At 36.4% G+C, this 21,358-nt stretch carries 19 protein-coding genes; 8 read left to right on the forward strand and 11 right to left on the reverse strand.

Annotated features, from left to right (window positions below; translation table 11 throughout):
- Nucleotides 1–30: 30 nt before the first annotated feature.
- Nucleotides 31–450, reverse strand: coding sequence for a hypothetical protein (locus BFM98_RS05335; RefSeq protein ID WP_066036746.1), 420 nt, complete (start codon nucleotides 448–450; stop codon nucleotides 31–33).
- A 90-nt stretch (nucleotides 451–540) separates the two neighbouring features.
- Between BFM98_RS05335 and BFM98_RS05340 the strand changes: the two genes are divergently transcribed.
- Nucleotides 541–1,281, forward strand: a complete 741-nt coding sequence (locus tag BFM98_RS05340; protein ID WP_066036747.1) for a DUF3888 domain-containing protein — start codon at nucleotides 541–543, stop codon at nucleotides 1,279–1,281.
- A gap of 27 nt (nucleotides 1,282–1,308) precedes the next feature.
- On the opposite strand, the gene BFM98_RS05345 is transcribed toward BFM98_RS05340, so the two are convergent.
- The 4 genes from BFM98_RS05345 to BFM98_RS05360 form a co-directional block, all read right to left on the reverse strand.
- Complete coding sequence (locus tag BFM98_RS05345) at nucleotides 1,309–1,755, reverse strand: DinB family protein (protein ID WP_254659989.1); 447 nt, start codon at nucleotides 1,753–1,755, stop codon at nucleotides 1,309–1,311.
- A 69-nt stretch (nucleotides 1,756–1,824) separates the two neighbouring features.
- Nucleotides 1,825–2,328 carry a GNAT family N-acetyltransferase gene (locus tag BFM98_RS05350; protein ID WP_066036749.1) on the reverse strand — a complete coding sequence of 168 codons (504 nt, stop codon included), beginning with the start codon at nucleotides 2,326–2,328 and terminating at the stop codon, nucleotides 1,825–1,827.
- A 71-nt stretch (nucleotides 2,329–2,399) separates the two neighbouring features.
- Nucleotides 2,400–3,506 (reverse strand): response regulator, encoded by a 1,107-nt coding sequence (locus tag BFM98_RS05355; protein ID WP_066036750.1) that lies wholly within the window; start codon nucleotides 3,504–3,506, stop codon nucleotides 2,400–2,402.
- Complete coding sequence (locus BFM98_RS05360) at nucleotides 3,503–6,550, reverse strand: sensor histidine kinase (RefSeq protein ID WP_066036751.1); 3,048 nt, start codon at nucleotides 6,548–6,550, stop codon at nucleotides 3,503–3,505. The genes BFM98_RS05355 and BFM98_RS05360 overlap by 4 nt, the downstream gene beginning before the upstream one ends.
- A 347-nt stretch (nucleotides 6,551–6,897) precedes the next feature.
- Here BFM98_RS05360 and BFM98_RS05365 point away from each other — a divergent pair, with 347 nt between their 5' ends.
- Nucleotides 6,898–7,263, forward strand: coding sequence for a hypothetical protein (locus BFM98_RS05365; RefSeq protein ID WP_066036752.1), 366 nt, complete (start codon nucleotides 6,898–6,900; stop codon nucleotides 7,261–7,263).
- Between the two features lie 79 nt (nucleotides 7,264–7,342).
- Here BFM98_RS05365 and BFM98_RS05370 read toward each other — a convergent pair whose 3' ends face one another.
- Nucleotides 7,343–7,774, reverse strand: a complete 432-nt coding sequence (locus tag BFM98_RS05370; RefSeq protein WP_066036753.1) for a DUF2935 domain-containing protein — start codon at nucleotides 7,772–7,774, stop codon at nucleotides 7,343–7,345.
- 69 nt (nucleotides 7,775–7,843) lie between these two features.
- Nucleotides 7,844–9,259, reverse strand: a complete 1,416-nt coding sequence (gene pdxR / locus BFM98_RS05375; protein ID WP_066036754.1) for a MocR-like pyridoxine biosynthesis transcription factor PdxR — start codon at nucleotides 9,257–9,259, stop codon at nucleotides 7,844–7,846.
- 166 nt (nucleotides 9,260–9,425) lie between these two features.
- Between pdxR (BFM98_RS05375) and BFM98_RS05380 the strand changes: the two genes are divergently transcribed.
- Nucleotides 9,426–10,043: an FMN-binding negative transcriptional regulator gene (locus tag BFM98_RS05380; protein ID WP_066036755.1), complete on the forward strand. Its 618-nt coding sequence runs from the start codon at nucleotides 9,426–9,428 to the stop codon at nucleotides 10,041–10,043.
- 45 nt (nucleotides 10,044–10,088) lie between these two features.
- Here BFM98_RS05380 and paiA read toward each other — a convergent pair whose 3' ends face one another.
- Nucleotides 10,089–10,607: a spermidine/spermine N(1)-acetyltransferase gene (gene paiA / locus BFM98_RS05385; RefSeq protein ID WP_066036756.1), complete on the reverse strand. Its 519-nt coding sequence runs from the start codon at nucleotides 10,605–10,607 to the stop codon at nucleotides 10,089–10,091.
- A gap of 127 nt (nucleotides 10,608–10,734) precedes the next feature.
- Between paiA and BFM98_RS05390 the strand changes: the two genes are divergently transcribed.
- Entirely contained in the window at nucleotides 10,735–11,337 is a 603-nt protein-coding gene (locus tag BFM98_RS05390) for a YczE/YyaS/YitT family protein (protein ID WP_066036893.1), read from the forward strand.
- 47 nt (nucleotides 11,338–11,384) lie between these two features.
- Here BFM98_RS05390 and BFM98_RS05395 read toward each other — a convergent pair whose 3' ends face one another.
- A complete protein-coding gene (locus BFM98_RS05395; RefSeq protein WP_066036757.1) occupies nucleotides 11,385–11,993 on the reverse strand; it encodes a DUF4304 domain-containing protein in 609 nt (202 codons plus the stop codon).
- Nucleotides 11,994–12,532: 539 nt separating this feature from the next.
- On the opposite strand from BFM98_RS05395, the gene BFM98_RS05400 reads away from it, so the two are divergent.
- Complete coding sequence (locus BFM98_RS05400) at nucleotides 12,533–13,441, forward strand: C40 family peptidase (protein WP_066036758.1); 909 nt, start codon at nucleotides 12,533–12,535, stop codon at nucleotides 13,439–13,441.
- A 128-nt stretch (nucleotides 13,442–13,569) separates the two neighbouring features.
- On the opposite strand, the gene BFM98_RS05405 is transcribed toward BFM98_RS05400, so the two are convergent.
- Together BFM98_RS05405 and pdxR (BFM98_RS05410) are read right to left on the reverse strand one after the other, a co-directional pair.
- The gene (locus BFM98_RS05405) at nucleotides 13,570–15,099 is read right to left on the reverse strand and encodes a DHA2 family efflux MFS transporter permease subunit (RefSeq protein ID WP_066036759.1); all 1,530 of its coding nucleotides are present in this window, start codon (nucleotides 15,097–15,099) and stop codon (nucleotides 13,570–13,572) included.
- A gap of 1,021 nt (nucleotides 15,100–16,120) precedes the next feature.
- Nucleotides 16,121–17,551 (reverse strand): MocR-like pyridoxine biosynthesis transcription factor PdxR, encoded by a 1,431-nt coding sequence (gene pdxR / locus BFM98_RS05410; protein ID WP_066036760.1) that lies wholly within the window; start codon nucleotides 17,549–17,551, stop codon nucleotides 16,121–16,123.
- A gap of 352 nt (nucleotides 17,552–17,903) precedes the next feature.
- Here pdxR (BFM98_RS05410) and qoxA point away from each other — a divergent pair, with 352 nt between their 5' ends.
- The 3 genes from qoxA to qoxC are packed head-to-tail and all read left to right on the forward strand — an operon-like array spanning nucleotide 17,904 to nucleotide 21,357.
- Nucleotides 17,904–18,794 carry a cytochrome aa3 quinol oxidase subunit II gene (qoxA, locus tag BFM98_RS05415; protein WP_054550145.1) on the forward strand — a complete coding sequence of 297 codons (891 nt, stop codon included), beginning with the start codon at nucleotides 17,904–17,906 and terminating at the stop codon, nucleotides 18,792–18,794.
- A 20-nt stretch (nucleotides 18,795–18,814) separates the two neighbouring features.
- On the forward strand, nucleotides 18,815–20,764 hold the full coding sequence (gene qoxB / locus BFM98_RS05420) for a cytochrome aa3 quinol oxidase subunit I (RefSeq protein WP_066036761.1): 1,950 nt from the start codon (nucleotides 18,815–18,817) through the stop codon (nucleotides 20,762–20,764).
- Nucleotides 20,761–21,357, forward strand: coding sequence for a cytochrome aa3 quinol oxidase subunit III (qoxC, locus tag BFM98_RS05425; RefSeq protein WP_048392792.1), 597 nt, complete (start codon nucleotides 20,761–20,763; stop codon nucleotides 21,355–21,357). Before qoxB ends, qoxC begins: the two co-directional genes overlap by 4 nt.
- Nucleotide 21,358: the final 1 nt, after the last annotated feature.

The raw sequence follows: 21,358 nt of genomic DNA on the forward strand, positions 1-21,358 counted from the left end.
GAGAAGAATCCATTTATGGATTCTTCCTTTTTAATGATATTGAAACCAATGGATCCATTTAGAATTCGTCTCTTTTACGAGATATAGCTCACCTAGTGATGCACTTTGCGCTGGCAGTAATCTTGGAAACCTTAATCGAACAAACCAGGAGTGATTAGCCACATTTTCTCCACAGAAGTTCACCGCTATTTTATAGTAGTTCTCCTCCATGCCAGTTAATATGGGCATGGGCTTTATCACCTCAATTTGCCACTCCTGATAATCAGGGCTTGAGCCATATACTTTTGGAATGATGTCAGCTAATGCTTGACTAAGCTCGTCTTTGTCTTTCTCCGTTGTTTTCATCAATACATCTGGATTTGGACATTTTAAGCCTTCAGGTTCTGATCCCGAAGTAGCTGTTGGAAATAACAAAAGCATACATAAAAAGGGCATTATTATTTTTTCCATTGTTCAACTCCCTTTCTTTAAAAATGCTCGATAATTTACTGTGATTGGTGCACTCTATAAAGTATCATCCTGCAGAAAGGTCACTATTCCATGAAAAAATTTGCTTATGTTTTAATGGCTATCTTCACTATGTTCATTCTGCCATGTAAGATTTATGCGCAAAGTAAACAAGCTGATGAGCAACTAATCAGGGACACATTCATTACAATCCTTAATCCATTTATTGAAAAGGAAATTGATCATTACTACGGCTATCCTAAGCAGTATGGCTTGTATGATGTGAAAATTTTAAAAATTGTCAAAGAAAGTCAGTTTAGCTTTAAAGTTAGCGTGGAAGTTACGACCTTTGAGCATGCACATTCCCCACCCTACAGTAAGGAAATCATTACGTTTGAAGTCAGTCCAACTGGTGTCAGTACACTTCGCTATATACATGAGACAGATGATGTAGAAAAAGCAATAAACGCATTCTATAGGGCAACACTGTTAGATATACAGCAGAGTTTTAAGCTAGACTTAGCATCGTATACTTCCTACCGATACGATCAATTGCAATATCAAGCTGAAATTAATAATGATATGAAATCCCTTGCTAGGATTGCAGAGGAAATAGTGACCCATATTTTATTTCCTGAGCGAAAGATTCCCTACAAAAATGTCATAGACCCTGTCACTTTTATCAAGGGTAATATAGGTTATATGCTCTTTAAAAGGGCGGATGGTACAAATGTAAGCTATCAGCTGCAAAAGAAAGACGGCACATGGATCGTAACAGATAAAACAAGTAAGCCAGGTAGGAAAATGGAGGATCTGTTACCGTGGTATATATAGAAAAATGAAGCCAACTGATTCCATCAGTTAGGCTTCATTTTTTAAGAGCGTTTGCATCATACTTTTTATAATTCCCATGTGAAAATTTTCATGGTTCATATGAAAGACAACCATATCGCCTAATGTTTTCATACCTAAAAAAGGTTCTTTAAGCGGTTCATGTAGATGTCCTGCACAAGTTTGTTCAATAAGAATTGGTTGTTCCTCTAGGAGCATAATTATTTGATCCATTGTTGGCGGTTGCTCAGTCCAGTTATCTGGTTTACTGCCACTAGGAAACATTACATGATAGGATAGGGGCAAATGCCTTTCTTGTGTGACAGCTGGAAAAACGGTATGATCCCAACCAACTAATAGATGACCAGCATTCCAACGAATATTGTTATGATGTCCAGCGGGTATCTGATCAGCAATATTCTCAGGGATCGTACGTAGAAATTCAACAGTCCAATTACGCCACATTTTCATTTGCATAAATAATTGCGCTTCGTTTATATACTAGCTCCCTTTCTACACGTTTTCAGTTATATTCAATACCATGGATTAAATTAATTTATAGTAAATTACGGTTGCTTCTAATTCTCCATCTGGTGAAATAGTATATTGCGGAATTTTCCCTACTTCTTGATAATCTAATGATTTATATAATTTATTAGAAGGATCCCCTTCTCTCGTATCTAAAACTAACAAGGAGCGGTTTTCTTGTTTTGCTCGTTCCTCTGCTTGTTGCATCAGCGCTCGTCCAATACCGTTGCGTCTAAAGTTGGGGTGTGTCATTAACTTGCAAATTTCAGCACGATGAATGCCATTTGGTTTGCTAGTTAAATGCATTTGAATACTACCTGCAATTTCATTATTTATTTTCGCAATGAACAGTAAGACATCTGACGCTAAGACAGATTGCCAATATTTTATCGCTTGTTCTTGTGTGAGTGGAGGTAAAAAACCTACGGATGCTCCTTCATCTACGACCATAATCAATAATTCAGTAAGCTTCTCCAAATCTTGCTCAATATGGTGAAGCTCAATTATTTCAATCTTTTGCATGCCGAAAGCATCTCCTTTTTATAAAATTATTACCTACTATTAAAACAGAAATTACTTTTCCGAAATCGTTTCTAAACGTTGAGTAAGAACTCGTTGTATTTTCTATAAAATTTTTCTGGCACAGCGAGATCAATTTCAGCTAATTTTGCCTCTATAGATTCAAAGAATTTTATACATTCTTGTTTCCTATTTTGTTGAATTAAGAATTCTAACAATTGAAACATATACTGTTCATTGTATTCGTCTAGCTCTAAAAGCTTTTGTAGGCAATTATACTTTAATAAAGTGTGGGCAACGTCTGTACGTGCAATATACTGTTCAAGCACATGTAATACAGATTGCTTTAAGCGGAGCCTGATTTGATTAACCCATAAATACTCCTCATCTATTAAAAAATCACCCTCATAGCAATTCAATAACTGCTGAATGGATTTCTCATCATGTTGATCCTGCTCCAATAGTTGATTCAGCTCATCATAATCAGTTTGAATTTCCGCATTTAATTTATAGTGATTATTGACCAAGAGTATGGGATCTTGAATACCATTGTCCTTTAATATCTTTCTTAAATGATAAATAGTTGTATGTAAATTACTAGCTGCCTTTTCAAAGTTCAAATCTGGCCACAATTCCTCTAAAAGAACTGCATTTAACATAGGCCGTTTTTGGTGAAATAGTAAATATAAAAATAGTTCACGTACTTTTCTTGTTCGCCACTTAATCACATTATGTTGAACATCCAGTAGATAAAAGCTGCCTAATGTATGCGCATATAATGAGTTTTTCTTCTCATCCCTCGGCGCCACCGTCACGACCATTTTTTTCTGTGCTTTTGTTAACGCATTAATCAGTCGTTTTTCCTGTACTGGCTTTAATAAATAATCTGTTGCCTCAACTTCAAAAGCCTCCACGGCAAATTGTGTATGAGCTGTAACAAAAATGATTTGTAAGGATGGTTGCTTGTGTAGGAGTTGCTTTGCAAGTTGCATACCGTGTGTGTCAATCATTTCAATATCTAAAAACACTACATCAATTATTTCTTTTTCAAGAAACTGGAGGGCCTCAGTTGGATTTGTAAATGTTCCCTTAATGTTAATCTGAAATTGGGCAAGTTGTTTAACCATAATAGATAAAACATCAATGGCCAATTTTTCATCATCAACGATCATTATATTCATGTGACACCACCCTCTGGTAATAAAATGACAATTGTTGTTCCCTTTCCTTCTTCGCTGTAAATTCGTAAACTAGCATTTTTTATTAATTTAAATTTCTTTAATGGATTCATAAAGCCAATTCTTGTACTTTCTTCATTTAGCAATTGGTGCAACCTTTCTTCTGAAATTCCTACACCATTATCATAGATTTTAATTCTTACAAATTGTCCCTCTCTCTGTAGGCTTAATTCTATGGTCCCTCCCTCTACTTTCTTAGAGATCCCATGGAACACTGCGTTTTCAATTAAAGGTTGAATGGACAATGCAGGGATTCCTAATTGTATCGATTCGTCAATATCATATTTAATACGTAAACGATCTCCAAAGCGCATTTTTTCAATTGATAAATAGGCTTTTACAAGCTCCATCTCCTCATCAATAGGGACAATGCTATTTCGATAATGAACATTCAGTTTTGCACGGAAATAAGTGGCTAAACAATAAAGAGCTTCACGTGTGTTTTCCATATCTGTATAACTTAAACCAATAATCGTATTAAGTGTGTTATATACAAAATGTGGTGTGACCTGTGAATATAAATAGTTCATTTCTACTTCGATTGCATCAATTGATGATTGTCGAACAGCCAATAAAGATTCAATACGAATAAAAAGTTCATCGGTAGAAATAGGCTTTTGTAGATAATCATTCGCCCCTACTTTTAAGGTTTGCAGTAAGTCAGATTGCTTCATAACTGTAGTTAAGATAATTATTGGTAGTTCCAGCATATCATATTGTTTACGTACACGTTTACATAACTCATAACCTGACATGCCATTCATCATTAGGTCGATTAACATACAATCTACATGATTGGTTTTAATATAATCGATCGCATCAAAGCCGTTATCTAAGGCGATCACTGTATATCCCTTTAAACTTAGTGCTTCCGTTAAAGTTTTTATATTGACATGGTTGTCATCTACCACCAGTATTTTTTTATCGCTTCCTTTATAAATAAGGGGCAGTCGAAGCTGTATTTCTGTATCTGTATGTGATGTAATGATAGCTTGTTCATTACTTACGTTTTCTAGTGTTGAGAGGGGCATTGTAAATGTAAATGTTGTCCCTTCCCCTACAGTGCTTGTCACATAAATGTTACCATTTAATTTTTCAACAATATTTTTAGTAATACTTAGTCCCAAACCTAGCCCTTCTTTATTATGATGATTGTTTCCTTGATAAAAGGCGTTAAAAATACGATCTAATTCTTGTGTCGGAATTCCACAGCCTGTATCACTTACTTGGATGACCATCTGCTCCTGTTCAACATGCGCAGTGACTATGATTGTTCCATTTTGTGTAAATTTAATCGCATTATGCAGCAAGTTATATAAAATTTGTTTAAAGCGTAATTCATCCGTGTAGATCTTTGGCAAATCTAAGTTTATCTCTGCTGTTACCCTTACTTGACTATTTTTGGGCATAAGACTACGAATTTCGGCTACTACCTCATGTATAACAGATAAAGATACACTGCGTAGACTAATCCTTACTTCTCCTGTCATTTGATTAGAAGAAAACAATAAATCTTCTACTAAATGACCTATGCGCTGTGTAACGCTGTGAATTAGAATAACTTGCTCCTGTTGAGATCGTTTTAATGGTCCTTGAGCACCTTCCATTAAGGATCTGGATATATTTAATATTCCGTTTAGGGGGGCACGGAGTTCATGCGAAGTTTTCAGAAGAAATTCATTCTTCATTTGATTATGTTCAAGCAATTCTTCTGACAATGCTGCTATTTTTAAAACAGCTTGATTGGCACGATAATTTAATAATGAGGCAAAGCCAAATAGTATTAGTAAAAATAACATAAATTCTGTATAGTCAAAAGGCATCCCAAATAAAAAGTTACAAATGAGTAAAATAGAATAACAACTAATCGCTGTAATAACTATTAGCACATAACGCACAGCCTCTAAACGTTTTAGCATGACCTTTATAAGCAACCATATATTATAGAAAATAACTGGAGCCGTGACACTGATATAGATTATTTTTCTCATAATCATTTCAAATTCTGAGGAGGCCCTTTCATTTTTTGTAAAGGGATTATAGATACCGTACATAACAAACACGATACCAAGTAATATGGCAAGCGTGTATAAAATTTTTCTTTCTAGTAATTGTGGATACATCGCATTTATAAAAAATGTTAAAGCAAGCAGTGCGAGTGGAATGATTCCTAATTGCAGACGTAATTGATTGACCGTCGATAGATCAGTGAATAAAAGGAAAAACACTTTTTGATTGATAAACGACATATAAAATCCTAATGAAATAGTAAATAGACCAAAGAATAACTCTTCCTTACGCTTGCGATTCTGTAAAAATGTAAAGACATAGATCGCACCAACTATAATATGACCTATACTCACTACTATATCTAAAAACACTTTCCAGTGATAATGCTTTTGAATAGCCTTCATCGTACCAAATTCAATAGGATAAACAATGCCAGCCTGAGGATAATTGTAATTTGCAACATGGATGACAATGTCTAGTTTTTTATTGACACTAGGAGAAAAAACGGTATATTTATCATCATTTTCAGATGCATACGCGCTTAAAACAGTACTTGGATTTCCTTTAGCCCCCACCTCAACGCCATTAATGAATACACGACTAGCTTGACGAATCGTTCGAATATATAGGCCGTAAACTCCATCTGATGGTACCTCTATGTTGACGTGATAGGTTCCCACCGAAAGCCCCTCTTCATTTGGCTCTACATATGCTTGCCAATTAAAGGGTACATTTAAATTCAGTTTTTTATGTTGATAGCTATCAAAATTTTCCCCCAAAGAAATTAATACATTTGGATAAAAGGCCCATTCTCCTTCTAGCTTTACAGGCTTTAATAATTGCTCTTCCTCTAACTTTCCTACACCTTTATGTATAATTTTTGGCTGATTAGTGGAGAAATAATGCCAATTACCAATAAAAAAAACAATCACAAAAAGCATGATTATACTTACAATAATTATGATATTTTTTTTCATTTTCGTGCCCCCAAAGATCGATCATTTATGATGTATCTTTACATCATATTGCTCACTGTTTTTACAATCAACCCCTTTTGAGATAGTAGCATACTGTGTTTGAACAAAATCTAAACAAACAATAATAATACTTTTCTTGATGTTTTGTTTGTTGTTATTTTAAAAAAATGATTGTGAGCGGATTAAAAATTTTTATTAGCCTCTGGAAACATGTGAAGTGAATTGCTTTCAATAAATTACTATTGTCTAAATAGACTTTCCACATTATTGAAGGAAAATATTAATCATTAAAATTTTTCTAAAAAAATGTTATTATCAGAAAGGATTTTGATTGATGGAGGATTTTGATGAAGGTTGATTTTGAAGAGTTATTAAATGGTGTTTTTTCATCTTTACAAACTATTGATGGAGTAAAATCCGTGAATTCCATTCTTGAAGTACTAAAGGATCGAATTATTTTCCCTGAGATTACCACTTTAATATTGAACACTAGGTTTGAACTGGTTTATTTATTTAACGAGCAGAAAGTAGTGTTTAAAACATTAAAAGAAGTATTGATTGATTCAAATTATATAGAAGAAATTAATTTAATCAATCAACATTGTCATTCAATTGAAAGTATTCTAAATGACTTTGTTCACACAGATACATTTAAAAATTATTCTTTAAGTCTCCTTTCCTTTAAATATAAGGAGAAAATTCCGAATAGTTAATATTGTGATGGTGAAAACGTCCTAAAAATGGAGCGTGGCAAGTGCTTTTTCTCCAAACTCCATTTTCCAGACGCTAGACCTAGTATTTCTGTTGATATAAAATGGTTTGGGCAATTCCGATAAAATATTCGGATTCTACAATGATATGATTTAATACAACTTTAGCTGTAGGATTTGCGCTTATCGGTTGACTTTCTTGCATAAGCGTTCGGCAAAACTGGATAAATTGATCACTCTGTTGCAAACAGAAGGAAGTAAGCTGTAAAATATCCTGAAACAGAGCTGGAGAAACTTGTCCCTGGGAACGATTGACGGTTTCTATATATCTTACAACTTGCTGATGTGTTTGAGCGAAAGCTTTTTCCCATTCCTTTAACGCATCGACATATTGCTGCTCCAAATCTTTCACAAGCTCTCTTATTACTACTGTATGCTCCTCTTCTTGATGTTTCCAAAATTCAGCTTCATCTAATACACGTAATGGCATTTGATGGCCATAATAAAATTGCATAAAAATCCCCTCCCACTTATCTCTATTATGTATATACAAGAAATGTGGAAATAGAACTTTGAAAGAGATTCACGTCATAGTAGAACTGTTAAACCAAGCATTGTTTAATAGCTTAATGCCTGTGTCAATCTCATCTTCCGCTAGATTAGCAAATCCAAGTAATACCTTTGCAGGCTGAACAACCAAGGGATTTGCATAAAAAATAGATGTTGGGTAGACCTTAACACCAGCCATTTTTGCTGTATCAATCAATTCCTCTTCAGTCATCTTATTGTTTGGTTCAAGTAAAATATGTAAGCCACTGCTGGCTCCATAAATTTTCCCATTTTCCCCGAACGTTTGTTGAATGGACTTTAGTAATGCCTCATATCTTCGCTTATAACTATTTCGTGTTTTATTCAAATGTCTCTCCCAATGCCCACTCTCTATAAATAGCTGTAACGTATGCTGATGGAGTCTAGACACAGTTTGAACATAGTAATTGTTTTGATGAAATAAATCCATTAATTTTCTAGGTAATATCATATAGCTTAGCTTAATGGCTGGAATCAAAGATTTTGAAAAGGTGCCCATATAGATGACGCGATCACTTGAATCTAATCCCTGTAGTGCAGGAATCGGTTTTCCAGCATATCGAAATTCCCCATCATAATCATCCTCGATGATATAAGCATCTTCTTCCTTAGCCCACTCTAGTAATGCTAATCTTCTTGAGATAGGCATAACCGTTCCAAGGGGAAATTGATGGGAGGGTGTGACATAAACAGCCTTGATGTTATTGTTTCTTAACGGATTGATATGAATACCATGCTCGTCAAGTGGGATTGGTTTCACCTTTATACCATTATCTTTAAACAAGTAACGAACGCGATAATAACCTGGATCTTCCATAGCAAAAAGCTCATTCCGTCCAATTAGGTTACATACGATACCAAGAAGAAACTGCAAGCCTGCTCCTATAACGATTTGCTCTGCACTGCATTGCACCCCTCTTGATTCATAAAGATAGCTTGCCATATAATTTCTTAATTCCAGCTCTCCCTGTGGATCTCCATATAAAAGGAGTTGAGCCTGTTCTTCATCAAGGCTCTGCATTGATAATTTACGCCATATTTTAAACGGAAAATCTTTTAAATTAATATCTCCATAATTAAAATCGTACTTAATTGCTGGTCGTTCTTGTTTCTGCTGAGTCGCTAATTGTGGTTCAAAATGATGAGGGCCTCCTTGAAAATAACCTTTTTCAAGATCAACCACATATAGTCCATCTCGCTCTTTACTTATCACATAGCCCTCTGCAAGGAGCTGCTGATAAGCTGCATCTACAGTGTTGCGACTAATCTGTAAATGTTTAGCTAGACTACGCTGAGACGGCAATTTGCTTTGAGCCCTTATCTTTCCATTTTGAATTTCTGCTTTTATATAGTTATATAATTGAAGGTAAAGTGGTTCCTCATTATTCAGGTTTGGTGTCATTTCGAGCATGATTCTTGGCTCCTTTAGAAATAGCGTTGTTGGCACTTTTATGAGGTGCCAGTGATTGATTATAATAAAATCTACATTGTTGAGTAGAAAATGTAAAGACGTGCCTACGCAATTATTTGTTTATTCGAAAAACTCACGATGATTTTATGTATAAGGAGAGGTTTCCATGTATGTTCCTAAGTATTACAAAGTATCGGATTTAGAAGAAATCAAAGAATTTATTCAACATAATTCCTTTGCAACAATCGTTTCAATTCGAAAAGGTAAGCCTATTGCAGCCCATATACCCGTGTTGCTGAAAAAAATCGAGGATGACTATTATCTGACAGGTCACTTAGCCTATGGTAACCCTTTATGGAAGACCTTTGAGGAAGTACAAGACATTCTCGTGATATTTAATGGTCCACATGCCTATATCTCTTCCTCTTGGTATGAGCATGAAAATGTGCCAACCTGGAATTATCAAGCTGTCCATGTATATGGAAAGGCAAGTCTGATTGAAGGAATAGCTTTAGAAAAAGATTTGACTAGCTTACTTGAAAAATATGAGTCATTCCGTGAAAATCCTGTGTTGTGGGATAAACTATCTCCTGAGCTTTTGCAGCAAGAAATGAAAGGAATAAAAGGGTTTAAAATAAAGGTGGAAGAAGTGCAGGCAGCCTATAAATTAAGTCAAAATCGAAATGCTAGTGATTACGCCAACATAATAAAGGAACTTTATAAAGAGGAAAATCCACATGCTGATGCGTTAGCTGAGGCGATGAAGAAAAATAGAAGCCATTAAAATAGCAGGCAGAAATGTTGTGAATCAACGTTTCTGCCATAAAATTTAGGCAAGTGTTTTCGTCATGATAAGATCAATTTGTTCTTCATCACCCATATAAAATGAATGGGCGCCTGTTTGGACAAAGCCTATTTTCTGATAAAAACCGATGGCACTGTCATTTTTCTCCCAAACCCCTAGCCAAATGCTTTTTTTGTTTTGAGCCACAGCCTCCTCTATTGCTTTATTCATAAGGTATTTGCCAAGCCCTTTTCCTTGATATTGATGTCGAACATAAATTCTCTCCACCTCTAATGACTCATTCCCCATTAGTTCGGATTGTGCTTCGTTGACATTTACTTTTAAATACCCAGCTATTTCTTCCTCATAATAGATAAAATAGAATGCTGAATCCAAATTGGCCAATTCCTTCTCTAGCTGTTGCTTATGAAAGGCACGCTCTAAATAAGCCTTCATATTTTCAGGGGAGTTCTGGTCTTTAAATGTATCATTAAATGTTTCAATACTTATTGCTTGAAGCTGTTTTAAATCTGCGTGCTCACACTTCTCTAATTTAACAGACATTGATTCCACTCCTTTGTTGTAAACTCTTTCTGGATTTTATATTGCAAATGCAATAAAAAGAGTATATAGTCAATTTAACGCAATTTTGTTGTATTTGCAATAAAAATAGTAGGAGGAGATCTTTTTGTTGAAATATGTCTTTTATGTAGTGGGCATTTTAATTTTAACGCTAGGTATTTCGCTCACGATTCAATCTAAACTCGGCACATCACCTTTCGATGCGCTTCTAGTAGGATTATCTAAAAATGTGGGGCTAACTGTAGGTAGTTGGGAAATCATCTTAGCTCTCCTATTAATAGGTAGTAATTCCCTATTAGCTAGAAAAAGACCTGAAATTTTAGGGTTGGTTACTGCACTGATCACTGGCATAGGGATTGATATGTGGTTATTTTTATTACATGATATAGTATCCCCGGATCTTTGGTTTAGCCAATCTGTCTGTTTTACCACTGGATTAGTTGTGGTTGGGTTAGGAACTGCAACTTATTTACATACAAATTTTGCACCAATTCCTGTAGATCGACTTACTTTGATCATCAAAGAATTAACAAGAAAAACGGTTTTCTTCTCAAGAACCCTTATTTATATTTTATTTTTAATGTTAGCTTTCATTTTTAATGGCCCCATCGGTGTCGGGACATTATTAACAGTTTGCTTAGGTGGCTATATCCTCCATTTTTTTATGCCGATAACTGGAAGAATACTAGATAATATACTGAACAACTCCTAAAATATAAAACCAGATTCTCGTTCAAGAATGAGCTCTGGTTTTGATGACTAATTTTCCCCAAATTCCACACCGTATTGATTGAAAATGGCTTGGTATTTATTTTGAAAAATGGACCACCTCTGTTCGGTTCCATGCTTCTTCTGCAATGCATTATAATAGAGCTTTGCTATTGTTACATCATTGGCTTGTAATAAAAAATGAAAACTTTCTTCGCCCAAGTGCAAAAATGGCCCTGCTATATAATAATCAACAATGGATCTTGCAGAAGTCATGGTTTCATAGAAATTATGAACCTCCTCTAACCCCAGCAGCAATATTTTTGTTAATTCGTCCAAATTTGTAGTGGCTGTGATGGAAAATCGATCAGGTGCATCTTCGACAATGGAGTTAATCCTTCCTCGGAAGTGACATTCTGCTTCTTTGGGTGCTGTCACCATTTCTCTTGATTGTAGCCGTGCTAGCTCTGCCGCATATATCCCACAGTTCACATAAAACATCATAGTGTCGGCTGTATTACCAGAGGATTTTTGGAAATTGATCAGATAGATAAGGTTTTCAGTTGTTCGATAGAAATTCAATCCTTTCTTTTTAAAGCCTAGCTTGATTAGAAATGGCTTGATGTCCTGTTTTATTAATTCATTAAAAATTTGCTGCAATGGAATACCTCCTTCTCCTTTAGTATCCATTCGATTTATGTTTCCTTATTATTTCATTAGCTCGCAGCTGTATTTCTTCATGTTGAACCTACTTATTTTATTATAGTTTAACGTATCCATTGCTCAAAAACATAAATTAAGGCTAACTTTTCCTATCTAACAGTAAACGACTTTGCAGTTACGGGAGCTACATAAAAGCAGAATTTCCTACCACTATCCTTAGTGTCATAACGTAGTATCACCTAAAAATAATAATGTTTAAATAACCGTTATGCTGGAAAGCCACTATTAAAATAACGATTTTTCAATTGGATAAAACGTTTAAATTAACACTTATGTCCCTAAAAATCCATTAATTTCATATATTTTTAGTAAAATTGCCCATTATTATTGCAAAAGTTTTACACAATTAAAATTAAGGTTTCAATTTTGGTGATTAGGGGTAATTGGTAATATTATTGAAAAATAACTCTGCCCTATTTCATGCTATTCTTACTTTAGTTCAAAGGCGAAAGCTTTTTGAGAGGAGTAAGATTGATTTGAAGAAAAAATGGTTACTACCCATTTTCGCATCGTTTATGTTCTTTACAGGTATGGGTATTCATGATGCGAAAGCGGCAACAATAGCTGATATAACAAATACAGCCAAAGCATATATAGGAGCTCCTTATAAATATGGAGGAACGGATATTAAGACAGGTGTGGATTGCTCAGCATATACACAGTTAGTTTTTTCTAAGCTAGGCATTTCATTAGAGCGTACATCTAAAGCTCAATACCAACAAGGTACTTCAATCGCAAAAGACAATTTAAAAACGGGTGATCTCGTATTTTTTAATACATCTGGAAGCGGTGTTTCACACGTTGGTATATACATAGGTGACAATAATTTTATCTCAGCTACTACAAGTTCTGGGGTTAAGGTAGATACAGTGAATGACCCATACTATTGGGGTTCACGTTATGTAGGGGCAAAACGTATTGCCAACTTCTCAGATTATGGAGAAGTAAAAGATGCGGAAATTGACTTTAGCATATATGCATCGCGTGGTGAGGTAGCTCTTCGATTAGCTAATAAATTACATTTAGATACGAGTAATACGAATTCAAGTTTCCCAGATATTAAGCCTTCGTCTAAATATGCAGGTGCTGCAGAGGCACTTAAAAAAATTGGCGTTTTTACGGGTGATGATAATGGAAAGTTCAATCCTGGTTCTCCAATGACACGTGGACAACTATCTAAAGTCTTAGTGGAAGCATTTCATTTAACACAACAAGGGACAGCTGAACAATTTATTGATGTTCCAGGCTCACATTGGGCAAATAATTATGTAGGGATCCTTGCTTCGAATAAAGTAACCGTAGGTAAAGGTGACAGCACATTCGGTGTGAACGACAATGTCACATTGGTCCAATTAGAAGCCTTTATCCAACGATTAGCTCAATAACTACTAGAATAGGTATTTCATCTATGGATGGAATGCCTTTTTTTAGTCTTACTAGGTTTCCCCACCTCTATATAAAATTTCTTAAGAAAAAACGGGCGTTGCTAAACTGAAGCAACACCCGTCTACTATTATTCCTCTACCTGTTTTCCAGCAACTTCCCCACCTGTGTGATTATCATAGTTAGGTTTAACTCGCTTTATAAAGAAGGCAAGTATGAGTGCGATGGCCGCAATCAATGTGGAAAGGAAGAACGTATAATTGATGCCATGTAGCATGGCTTCGTTTAAGATTTGCTGTTTTACTTCGCTGGCAGACTGTGTCGTAGCCTGTGCTGCATTGGCACTCATATTGTTCATCGCACCTGCAGCCAGTTCCTCTGCCTTGGCAGTTGTTTTATTGTTCATAATCGTAATCAGCACCGCAGAACCAATCGCACCAGAAACCTGTTGTAATGTGTTGTTCATAGCTGTACCGTGTGGATTATTGTGTGCTGGTAGCTGATTTAAACCATTTGTCATCACGGGCATCATTACCATAGACATCCCAAACATACGTAATGTATACAGCAGCACCAATGTAGAATAAGCTGTATCCATGCTAATTTTACTGAAGTAATATGTCGTAACAATGGTAATGATCAAGCCAAATACAGCCAAGCTTCTTGCCCCGTATTTATCAAAGAGCTTCCCTGTAATCGGAGACATAATGCCCATCACTATGGCACCAGGCAGCATGAGTAGACCTGAATCCATTGGGGAAATACCACGAATGGTTTGTACGTAAATAGGCATTAAAATCATAGCCGAGAACATCGCCACCGAAATAACGATGGAGATGGCTGAGGATAAGGCAAACATTGGATATTTGAAAATCCGAAACTCAAGCATGGGCTCATCCATTCGTAGCTGACGAAGGGTAAACGTAATTAAAGCAATCGTCCCAATAATAATAGTTCCATATACAAGGAAATGATCCCATCCTTTTTCACCTGCGGAACTAAAGCCATAAAGCAAGCCGCCAAATCCAATGCTTGATAGAATAAGAGAAATTACATCGAGCTTAATGGCACGTTGTGGTGTCACATCCTTTAATTTAAAGGCTGCAAAAATTAAAGTTAAAATGGCAATTGGTAGCACAAGATCAAATAACATTCTCCAGCTATAATGCTCGATTAACCAACCAGAAAGCGTCGGCCCGATCGCTGGAGCTGTAATCATGACAAGACCGAACATCCCCATTGCAGCTCCTCGCTTTTCAACTGGAAATGCAGTTAGCATCACATTCATTAATAAAGGCATCATGATTGCTGAGCCTGCAGCTTGGATCATACGTGCTGCTAATAACACACCAAATGCAGGTGCAATACTAGCTAGAAATGTACCTAATGTAAACAGAGCCATCGCTGTAATAAATAATTTTTTATCTGTAAATCGTTGAATGAAGAATGCACTGGCAGGAATTAAAATACCGTTAGTTAGCATATAGCCTGTTGAAAGCCATTGTACTGCAGTGGCTTTCACATCGAATTCGTCCATAATGGCTGGTAGTGCAATGTTGAGTAAGGTCTCATTTAAAATAGCAACAAAGGCCCCGATAAATAAAATGGCAATCATGCCATAAGGCGCTTTTGTCTCAACTGAAATGGTTTTCTCTGACATATAGTATCAGTCCTACTTTCTTTATCTTTTTCAATTTCATTCACATGTTTAGGAAGCCATTTGATTGTCTCAAACAATGGAGCTTCTTCGTGTGTTTGTTCCCCCAATCTGCTGTTTTGCCCCTGCTGATTTCATCGCAACCACCCCTCAAAAAAATTAAAATTAAAATTGTTGACGACACAATAGATTGTATTGTATAATTAAAATAGGGATAATGCGCGGTATAATAATTATACAGTGTCTATCTCTATAAATTTATCACAAGACTATACATATTTCAATGTATTTCTCATAAATTTTTTCCCAAAAAGTCGATCCCTGAACTACAGGAATGCGACTTTTTTATTGGCGTTATTTTTTAAATAATCCTTCCCTAGTGTTAATTCATAATGTAGTGGCGGCTTCTTGTAAGTGTAGCGGCGATTATGCAAAACACTAATGGTAGCTCCACCAAATTGTCTTCTTGTACTACTCAACTACTTTTAATGAAAAAAAGCAGCCACCTAGCATCGATTGAATATCGAGACTAAGTGGCTGGATGGTGTTTTTTTAACTAAGATTTAAGTGTCCGTATAGAAGGGGTGCCTATTTCCCCACTATACCTTTGTGGGAATTAAAATATAATAAGGTGTGACTGCCTTGATGTTTTCTCATCAGCAGCCTAAAGCTAACGATTGAGACTGTTTGAACAGGTAAAACTGAGAAAACCAACGATACTTGTTGTGAATTTTTTAAATCTCTTGATTAAAGTGTTTGCCTATTTTTATAGCGAATCAAGTGAACTACCTCTTCACTGATATCTTTCTCTTGCTACTAATAGGTTTGTCCTATCACCTTCCAGATCATAAAAAATTTCATTACTTGTGTGAATAATTGTGAATCAATCCACACTGCCATGATAGTAGTTAGCCTTGATGGATAGTTGTTATCCATGACTCTATCTTAAATACTTTCTAGCGAATTTAAACCATCCACTTAAGCACTTTCTCAGCCATCCACTTGGCTATAATTTACAAAATTACTAGAAGCTATTTAGAGCTTGTGCAAACCTTTTAATCCCCTCATTGATTGAATGAACATCCTCCCTCGCATAAGTGAAGCGTACAAAACCCTTTTTGGAGCCCATCGTAGATCCAGGAACATAAATGACGCCTCGCTTAATGGATTCCTCAAGTAATTGCGTTTCGTTATATTCCTTGAGAACATGACACCATAAATGTATCCCACCTTGAGGAATGGAAAACGTCACTTCGTCCTTTAAATACATATCGAGGCTCTGTACAATGGTATCTCGTCGTGTTTCTAATTCCTTCACTAAATGCTTAATATGCAAATTAAAATTAGGGGATTCTAAAAAATCATTGGCAATCCATTGCGTGAAACTAGAATGCCCAAAGTCAATTTGTTGCTTGGCATCGGATAGTCGTTCGATTACAGATGTAGGACCAACAATCCATCCTATTCGTAAGCCTGAGGCTACAATTTTGGACAAAGAGCTAATATATAAAACATTCCCGTTCTTATCGAGCGATTTAAGCGTAGGCATTTTATCCCCCGAAAAAGCTGTTAGGCTATAGGGGTCATCTTCTACTACTGGTATACCTAGTTTAGAGGATATGTCTAGAATAGCTTCTCTTTTCTTTAAATCTAAGGAAGATCCCGTAGGATTATGAAAATCAGGATTTAGAAAAATCATTTTAATTCGATGTTTTTTATATAATACTTGCAAATCATCCGGGTTAATGCCATCCTTATTGACAGAAAGATAATGGATTTGTAAGCCTGCTGTTTTAAATATAGGCAGATTAAAGTTGTAAGAAGGATCTTCTATGGCGACTGCATCTCCAGGCTTTAACAGGCATTGGACAATCAAATGTAGGGCTTGCTGTGCTCCTGAAGTAATCAGTATGGAGGAAGGCTTTGTCTCAATTCCTCTGCTTTTTTTAATATGCCGTGAAAGAGTTGTCCGTAATATGTCACTCCCTAAAGGATGGTCATACCCAAGGCTACCGATAAATGAACGCGTTGCGGTAATTTCTCTCAAGGCGCTTTTGGGAAAAAGATCCTCGGATAATTCGCCAGTAGCTAGATTAATTAATTTATGTTCAATAGCCTCTTTTCTAATTTTTTGGGTAACAGGAAGGTTCGGTAAAAAGGAACCTGCCTCAATATAGCGATTCCAGCTAGGAATTCGTTTCCTCGTAATGCCCCAGATGTCTTTGCTAATGGTTGTGCCACTTCCACGATTTCGTTCAATCAGCCCCATTGCTTCCAATTCATCGTATGCATTAACTACCGTACTTCTGTTTACACTCAAAGCGTTTGCTAAATAGCGCTCAGATGGTAAGGGTTTATCGGGCGGGAATGTCCCATCTGCAATCCCCTTTTCAATGTATTCTGCGAGCTGCTTATAAATCGCTTTTTTTACTGTTCGATCAGGTTTCCAATCCATGTTTACTCACCTCAGTTATGCCTTATCCTTTCTTAGCTCTAGTAAATAAGCTAAAAAGACAATCATACTATAACAATATTTGAAACTAACCATCCATTTCCTTATTACTTTCACCATCCACTTTCAATTTCAATCCATTCTAATTGATAAAAGCCCTTATTTGATGCGCATTTCCCTCTATAAAATTATACTGAAATTATTTTTCTCGTTTGAGAACATTCTGTGTTATCTTGGAAAACGCCTTGTCTTTCAAAAGAAGTCCCCCTATTATAAAAATCAATTGTGAATCGAATTCCATACAAACCCGTAGTAGCCTATAGCACTTCAATGAAACAGTTAAAGGGGTTTGTTTATGAAAAAAAGTTGGCTCAGATTAATTGGTCTTTCCACTATTGTCACTATGCTAACAGGCTGTGACCCATTGTTAGTATTAGATCCAAAAGGACCTCAAGCTCAAGTGCAAGCCAAAGATATTATGCTTTCGATAGGGATTATGTCCTTTATCGTACTCATTGTTTTTGTGTTGTTAGCTTATATGTTAGTGAAATTTCGTGCATCTAAGCAAAGCCCTGACTATAAGCCTCCCCACATTAAAGGGAGTACAAAGGTGGAAATCATTTGTGTAGGTATACCCGTTTTAATTGTAGCGTACCTATCCTTTATTTCTGTTGAAAGTAACTATAAGGTGGAATCTACACCAGAGAAATACAAACAGGAAGAGCCGTTAATCATTTATGCTTCAACATCGAACTGGAAATGGCATTTTAGCTATCCAGAGGAAGATATTGAAACGGTGAATTATTTGTATATTCCTGCAGAGCGTCCTATCGAATTTAAACTTTATTCTTACGGACCAATTACAAGTTTCTGGATTCCTCAACTGGGTGGTCAAAAATATGCAATGGCCGATATGGTGAATACATTGCATCTGGCTGCGGATCTACCTGGGGAGTATATGGGGAGAAATGCAAACTTTAATGGTAAAGGGTTCGCTGAAAATACGTTTAACGTAACAGCAGTGACTCAGGATGAGTTTGATGATTGGGTGAAGGAAGTAAAAGCAACAGCTGAACCATTAACAGAAGAAAAATTTAATACGTTGCTAGAACCAGGACACGTTGGCCAATCAACCTACACTGGTACACATTTAACATTCCTGCCAGCCCCTGAGGGTGAGAATGGTGGACATCAGCATGGTACATCACACATTAAAGATCATGCTTCTCAACAAAACGATCATTAATTAAAAGGAGACATAGTCATATGGAGTACTTCGAACGATTTGCTATACCCCATCCAAGCCCAGCTATCTATGCATCGATGGTTGCGATTGGACTGACGGTGATAGCAATTATAGTTGGCTTAACCTACTTTAAAAAATGGGGCTACCTTTGGCGTGAATGGTTAACAACCGTTGATCATAAACGTATTGGTATTATGTATCTAATTTCTGCCCTTCTGATGCTTTTCCGTGGTGGAGCAGATGCTATTATGATGCGCGCCCAAATGGCTGTACCTGACAATACATTACTTGATGCGCAGCATTATAATGAAATCTTCACAACACATGGAACAGTCATGATTATTTTTATGGCCATGCCTTTTATTATGGCCTTTATGAATTATATTGTGCCCTTACAAATCGGTGCAAGAGACGTTGCTTTCCCGCGATTGAATGCATTAAGCTTTTGGCTATTTTTCATGGGGGCCATGCTACTAAATATATCCTTTGTTATAGGTGGCTCCCCTGATGCTGGCTGGACGAATTATTTCCCTCTAGCAAATAATGAATTTAGCCAATCTGTAGGAACAAACTATTATTTATTTGCCTTACAGATTTCAGGTCTTGGCACATTAATTACTGGTATTAATATGATTGTGACGATACTTAAAATGAGAGCACCAGGCATGTCACTTATGAAAATGCCGATGTTTACGTGGTCTTCATTAGTAGCAAACGTGATTATCGTTTTTGCTTTTCCAGTTTTAACGGTAGCTTTAACGATGGGAACTTTTGACCGTCTATTTGCTACTAATTTTTTCACAACATCCGATGGTGGTATGGATATGCTGTGGGCAAACTTTTTCTGGGTCTGGGGGCATCCTGAGGTTTATATCCTGATTTTACCTGCGTTTGGAATCTACAGTGAGATTATTTCTACTTTTTCAGGACGCAATCTCTATGGCTATAAATCAATGGTCGGCTCCATGGTAATCATTTCCTTCCTTTCGTTTTTAGTATGGACACATCATTTCTTTACGATGGGACAAGGTGCTTTAACAAATAGTATTTTCTCGATTACAACGATGGCTATTGCCGTCCCAACTGGGGTTAAAATTTTTAACTGGTTATTCACCCTTTGGAAAGGAAAAATTGTTTTTACAACGCCAATGCTTTACTCCATGTTATTTATTCCTACCTTTACAATAGGTGGCGTAACGGGTGTAATGCTTGGCATGTCAGCCGCTGACTATCAATACCATAACACAATGTTCTTGGTTGCCCACTTCCATATGGTGATTATTCCTGGTGTTGTCTTTGCTATGCTAGCTGGCTTACATTACTATTGGCCAAAAATGTTTGGCTTTATGTTGAATGAAAAAATCGGCAAGTGGACGGCTTGGATTATTGCCGTCAGTACGCTGCTAGCCTTTATGCCAATGTTTGTCTCTGGCTTAGATGGACAAGCACGCCGTATGTACACTTATTCTGCCTCTACTGGTTTCGGGCTGTGGAATATGATTTCGTTTATCGGTGCAATTGGCTTAACAATTGGTTTTATCTTAATTGTTTACAATGTTATTTACAGTATTCGTTATTCACCAAGGAATGTTGGGTCGGATCCATGGGACGCTCGCACATTAGAGTGGGCTACACCAAGCCCTGTGCCTTATTATAATTTTGCCAAGGTTCCACACGTAATTTCAACAGAAGCGTTATGGGATGCAAAATATCATCAGCATGAACTGTTCCCAGAGCCATATGAAAAGATTCATATGCCGAATAATAGCGGTGTACCTTTTATATTAGGCTGTATTTTCTTTGCATGGGGCTTCTCCTTTGTTTTTGGTATGTGGATACCAACAATTCTCACAACCATTGGTATTTTTATCTGCATGGCTCACCGTTCATTGGAAAAAGATCCAGGACACTATGTACCTGTCGAAAAAGTGAAAGCAACGGAATCGAAATTGCGAGGTAGTCAATTATGAAAATCGATCAATCACTTCCTTTAGAATATAGTACTCAGCAAAATCAATTGAATATATTAGGCTTCTGGGTGTTTATTGGTGCTGAAATTATGCTTTTCGGCACATTATTCGCAGGTTATTTTGTTTTAGTAGACCGTACTGGGAATGGTCCAACAGGAGCGGAGATTTTTGAAATTACACCTGTTTTATTTGAAACGTTTATTCTTTTAACAAGTAGCTTTACCATTGGCTTAGGTATACATGCTATGCGTAAGGGCTATACGAAAGCAATGATATGGTTTTATGTTTTGACATTAGTACTCGGTGTCGTATTTATTGGTTTTGAAGTTTACGAGTTTATGCACTATATTCATGTTGGTGCGAGCTTACAGACGAGTGCCTTTACGGCTGCCCTTTTAACAACATTAGGAACACATGGTGCACACGTTACCTTTGGGGTATTTTGGGGAATGTTCATCGTCTATCAGCTCATCCAACGTGGTTTAACACCAGAAACAGCCAATAAATCGTTTATCTTCTCTTTATACTGGCACTTTTTAGATGTGGTCTGGATTTTTATTTTCAGCTTCATTTACTTGAAAGGAATGGTGTAAC

The organism is Lysinibacillus sp. AR18-8 (genome assembly GCF_001705465.1).
GTDB classification, from domain to species: Bacteria; Bacillota; Bacilli; order Bacillales_A; family Planococcaceae; genus Lysinibacillus; species Lysinibacillus capsici.

Coding starts and splice junctions, on each gene's coding strand:
- BFM98_RS05335 (WP_066036746.1), bottom strand. CDS start 450: ATGGAAAAAATAATAATGCCCTTTTTATGTATGCTTTTGTTATTTCCA.
- BFM98_RS05340 (WP_066036747.1), top strand. CDS start 541: ATGAAAAAATTTGCTTATGTTTTAATGGCTATCTTCACTATGTTCATT.
- BFM98_RS05345 (WP_254659989.1), bottom strand. CDS start 1,755: ATGCAAATGAAAATGTGGCGTAATTGGACTGTTGAATTTCTACGTACG.
- BFM98_RS05350 (WP_066036749.1), bottom strand. CDS start 2,328: ATGCAAAAGATTGAAATAATTGAGCTTCACCATATTGAGCAAGATTTG.
- BFM98_RS05355 (WP_066036750.1), bottom strand. CDS start 3,506: ATGAATATAATGATCGTTGATGATGAAAAATTGGCCATTGATGTTTTA.
- BFM98_RS05360 (WP_066036751.1), bottom strand. CDS start 6,550: ATGAAAAAAAATATCATAATTATTGTAAGTATAATCATGCTTTTTGTG.
- BFM98_RS05365 (WP_066036752.1), top strand. CDS start 6,898: ATGAAGGTTGATTTTGAAGAGTTATTAAATGGTGTTTTTTCATCTTTA.
- BFM98_RS05370 (WP_066036753.1), bottom strand. CDS start 7,774: ATGCAATTTTATTATGGCCATCAAATGCCATTACGTGTATTAGATGAA.
- pdxR (WP_066036754.1), bottom strand. CDS start 9,259: ATGCTCGAAATGACACCAAACCTGAATAATGAGGAACCACTTTACCTT.
- BFM98_RS05380 (WP_066036755.1), top strand. CDS start 9,426: ATGTATGTTCCTAAGTATTACAAAGTATCGGATTTAGAAGAAATCAAA.
- paiA (WP_066036756.1), bottom strand. CDS start 10,607: ATGTCTGTTAAATTAGAGAAGTGTGAGCACGCAGATTTAAAACAGCTT.
- BFM98_RS05405 (WP_066036759.1), bottom strand. CDS start 15,099: ATGTCAGAGAAAACCATTTCAGTTGAGACAAAAGCGCCTTATGGCATG.
- pdxR (WP_066036760.1), bottom strand. CDS start 17,551: ATGGATTGGAAACCTGATCGAACAGTAAAAAAAGCGATTTATAAGCAG.
- qoxA (WP_054550145.1), top strand. CDS start 17,904: ATGAAAAAAAGTTGGCTCAGATTAATTGGTCTTTCCACTATTGTCACT.
- qoxB (WP_066036761.1), top strand. CDS start 18,815: ATGGAGTACTTCGAACGATTTGCTATACCCCATCCAAGCCCAGCTATC.
- qoxC (WP_048392792.1), top strand. CDS start 20,761: ATGAAAATCGATCAATCACTTCCTTTAGAATATAGTACTCAGCAAAAT.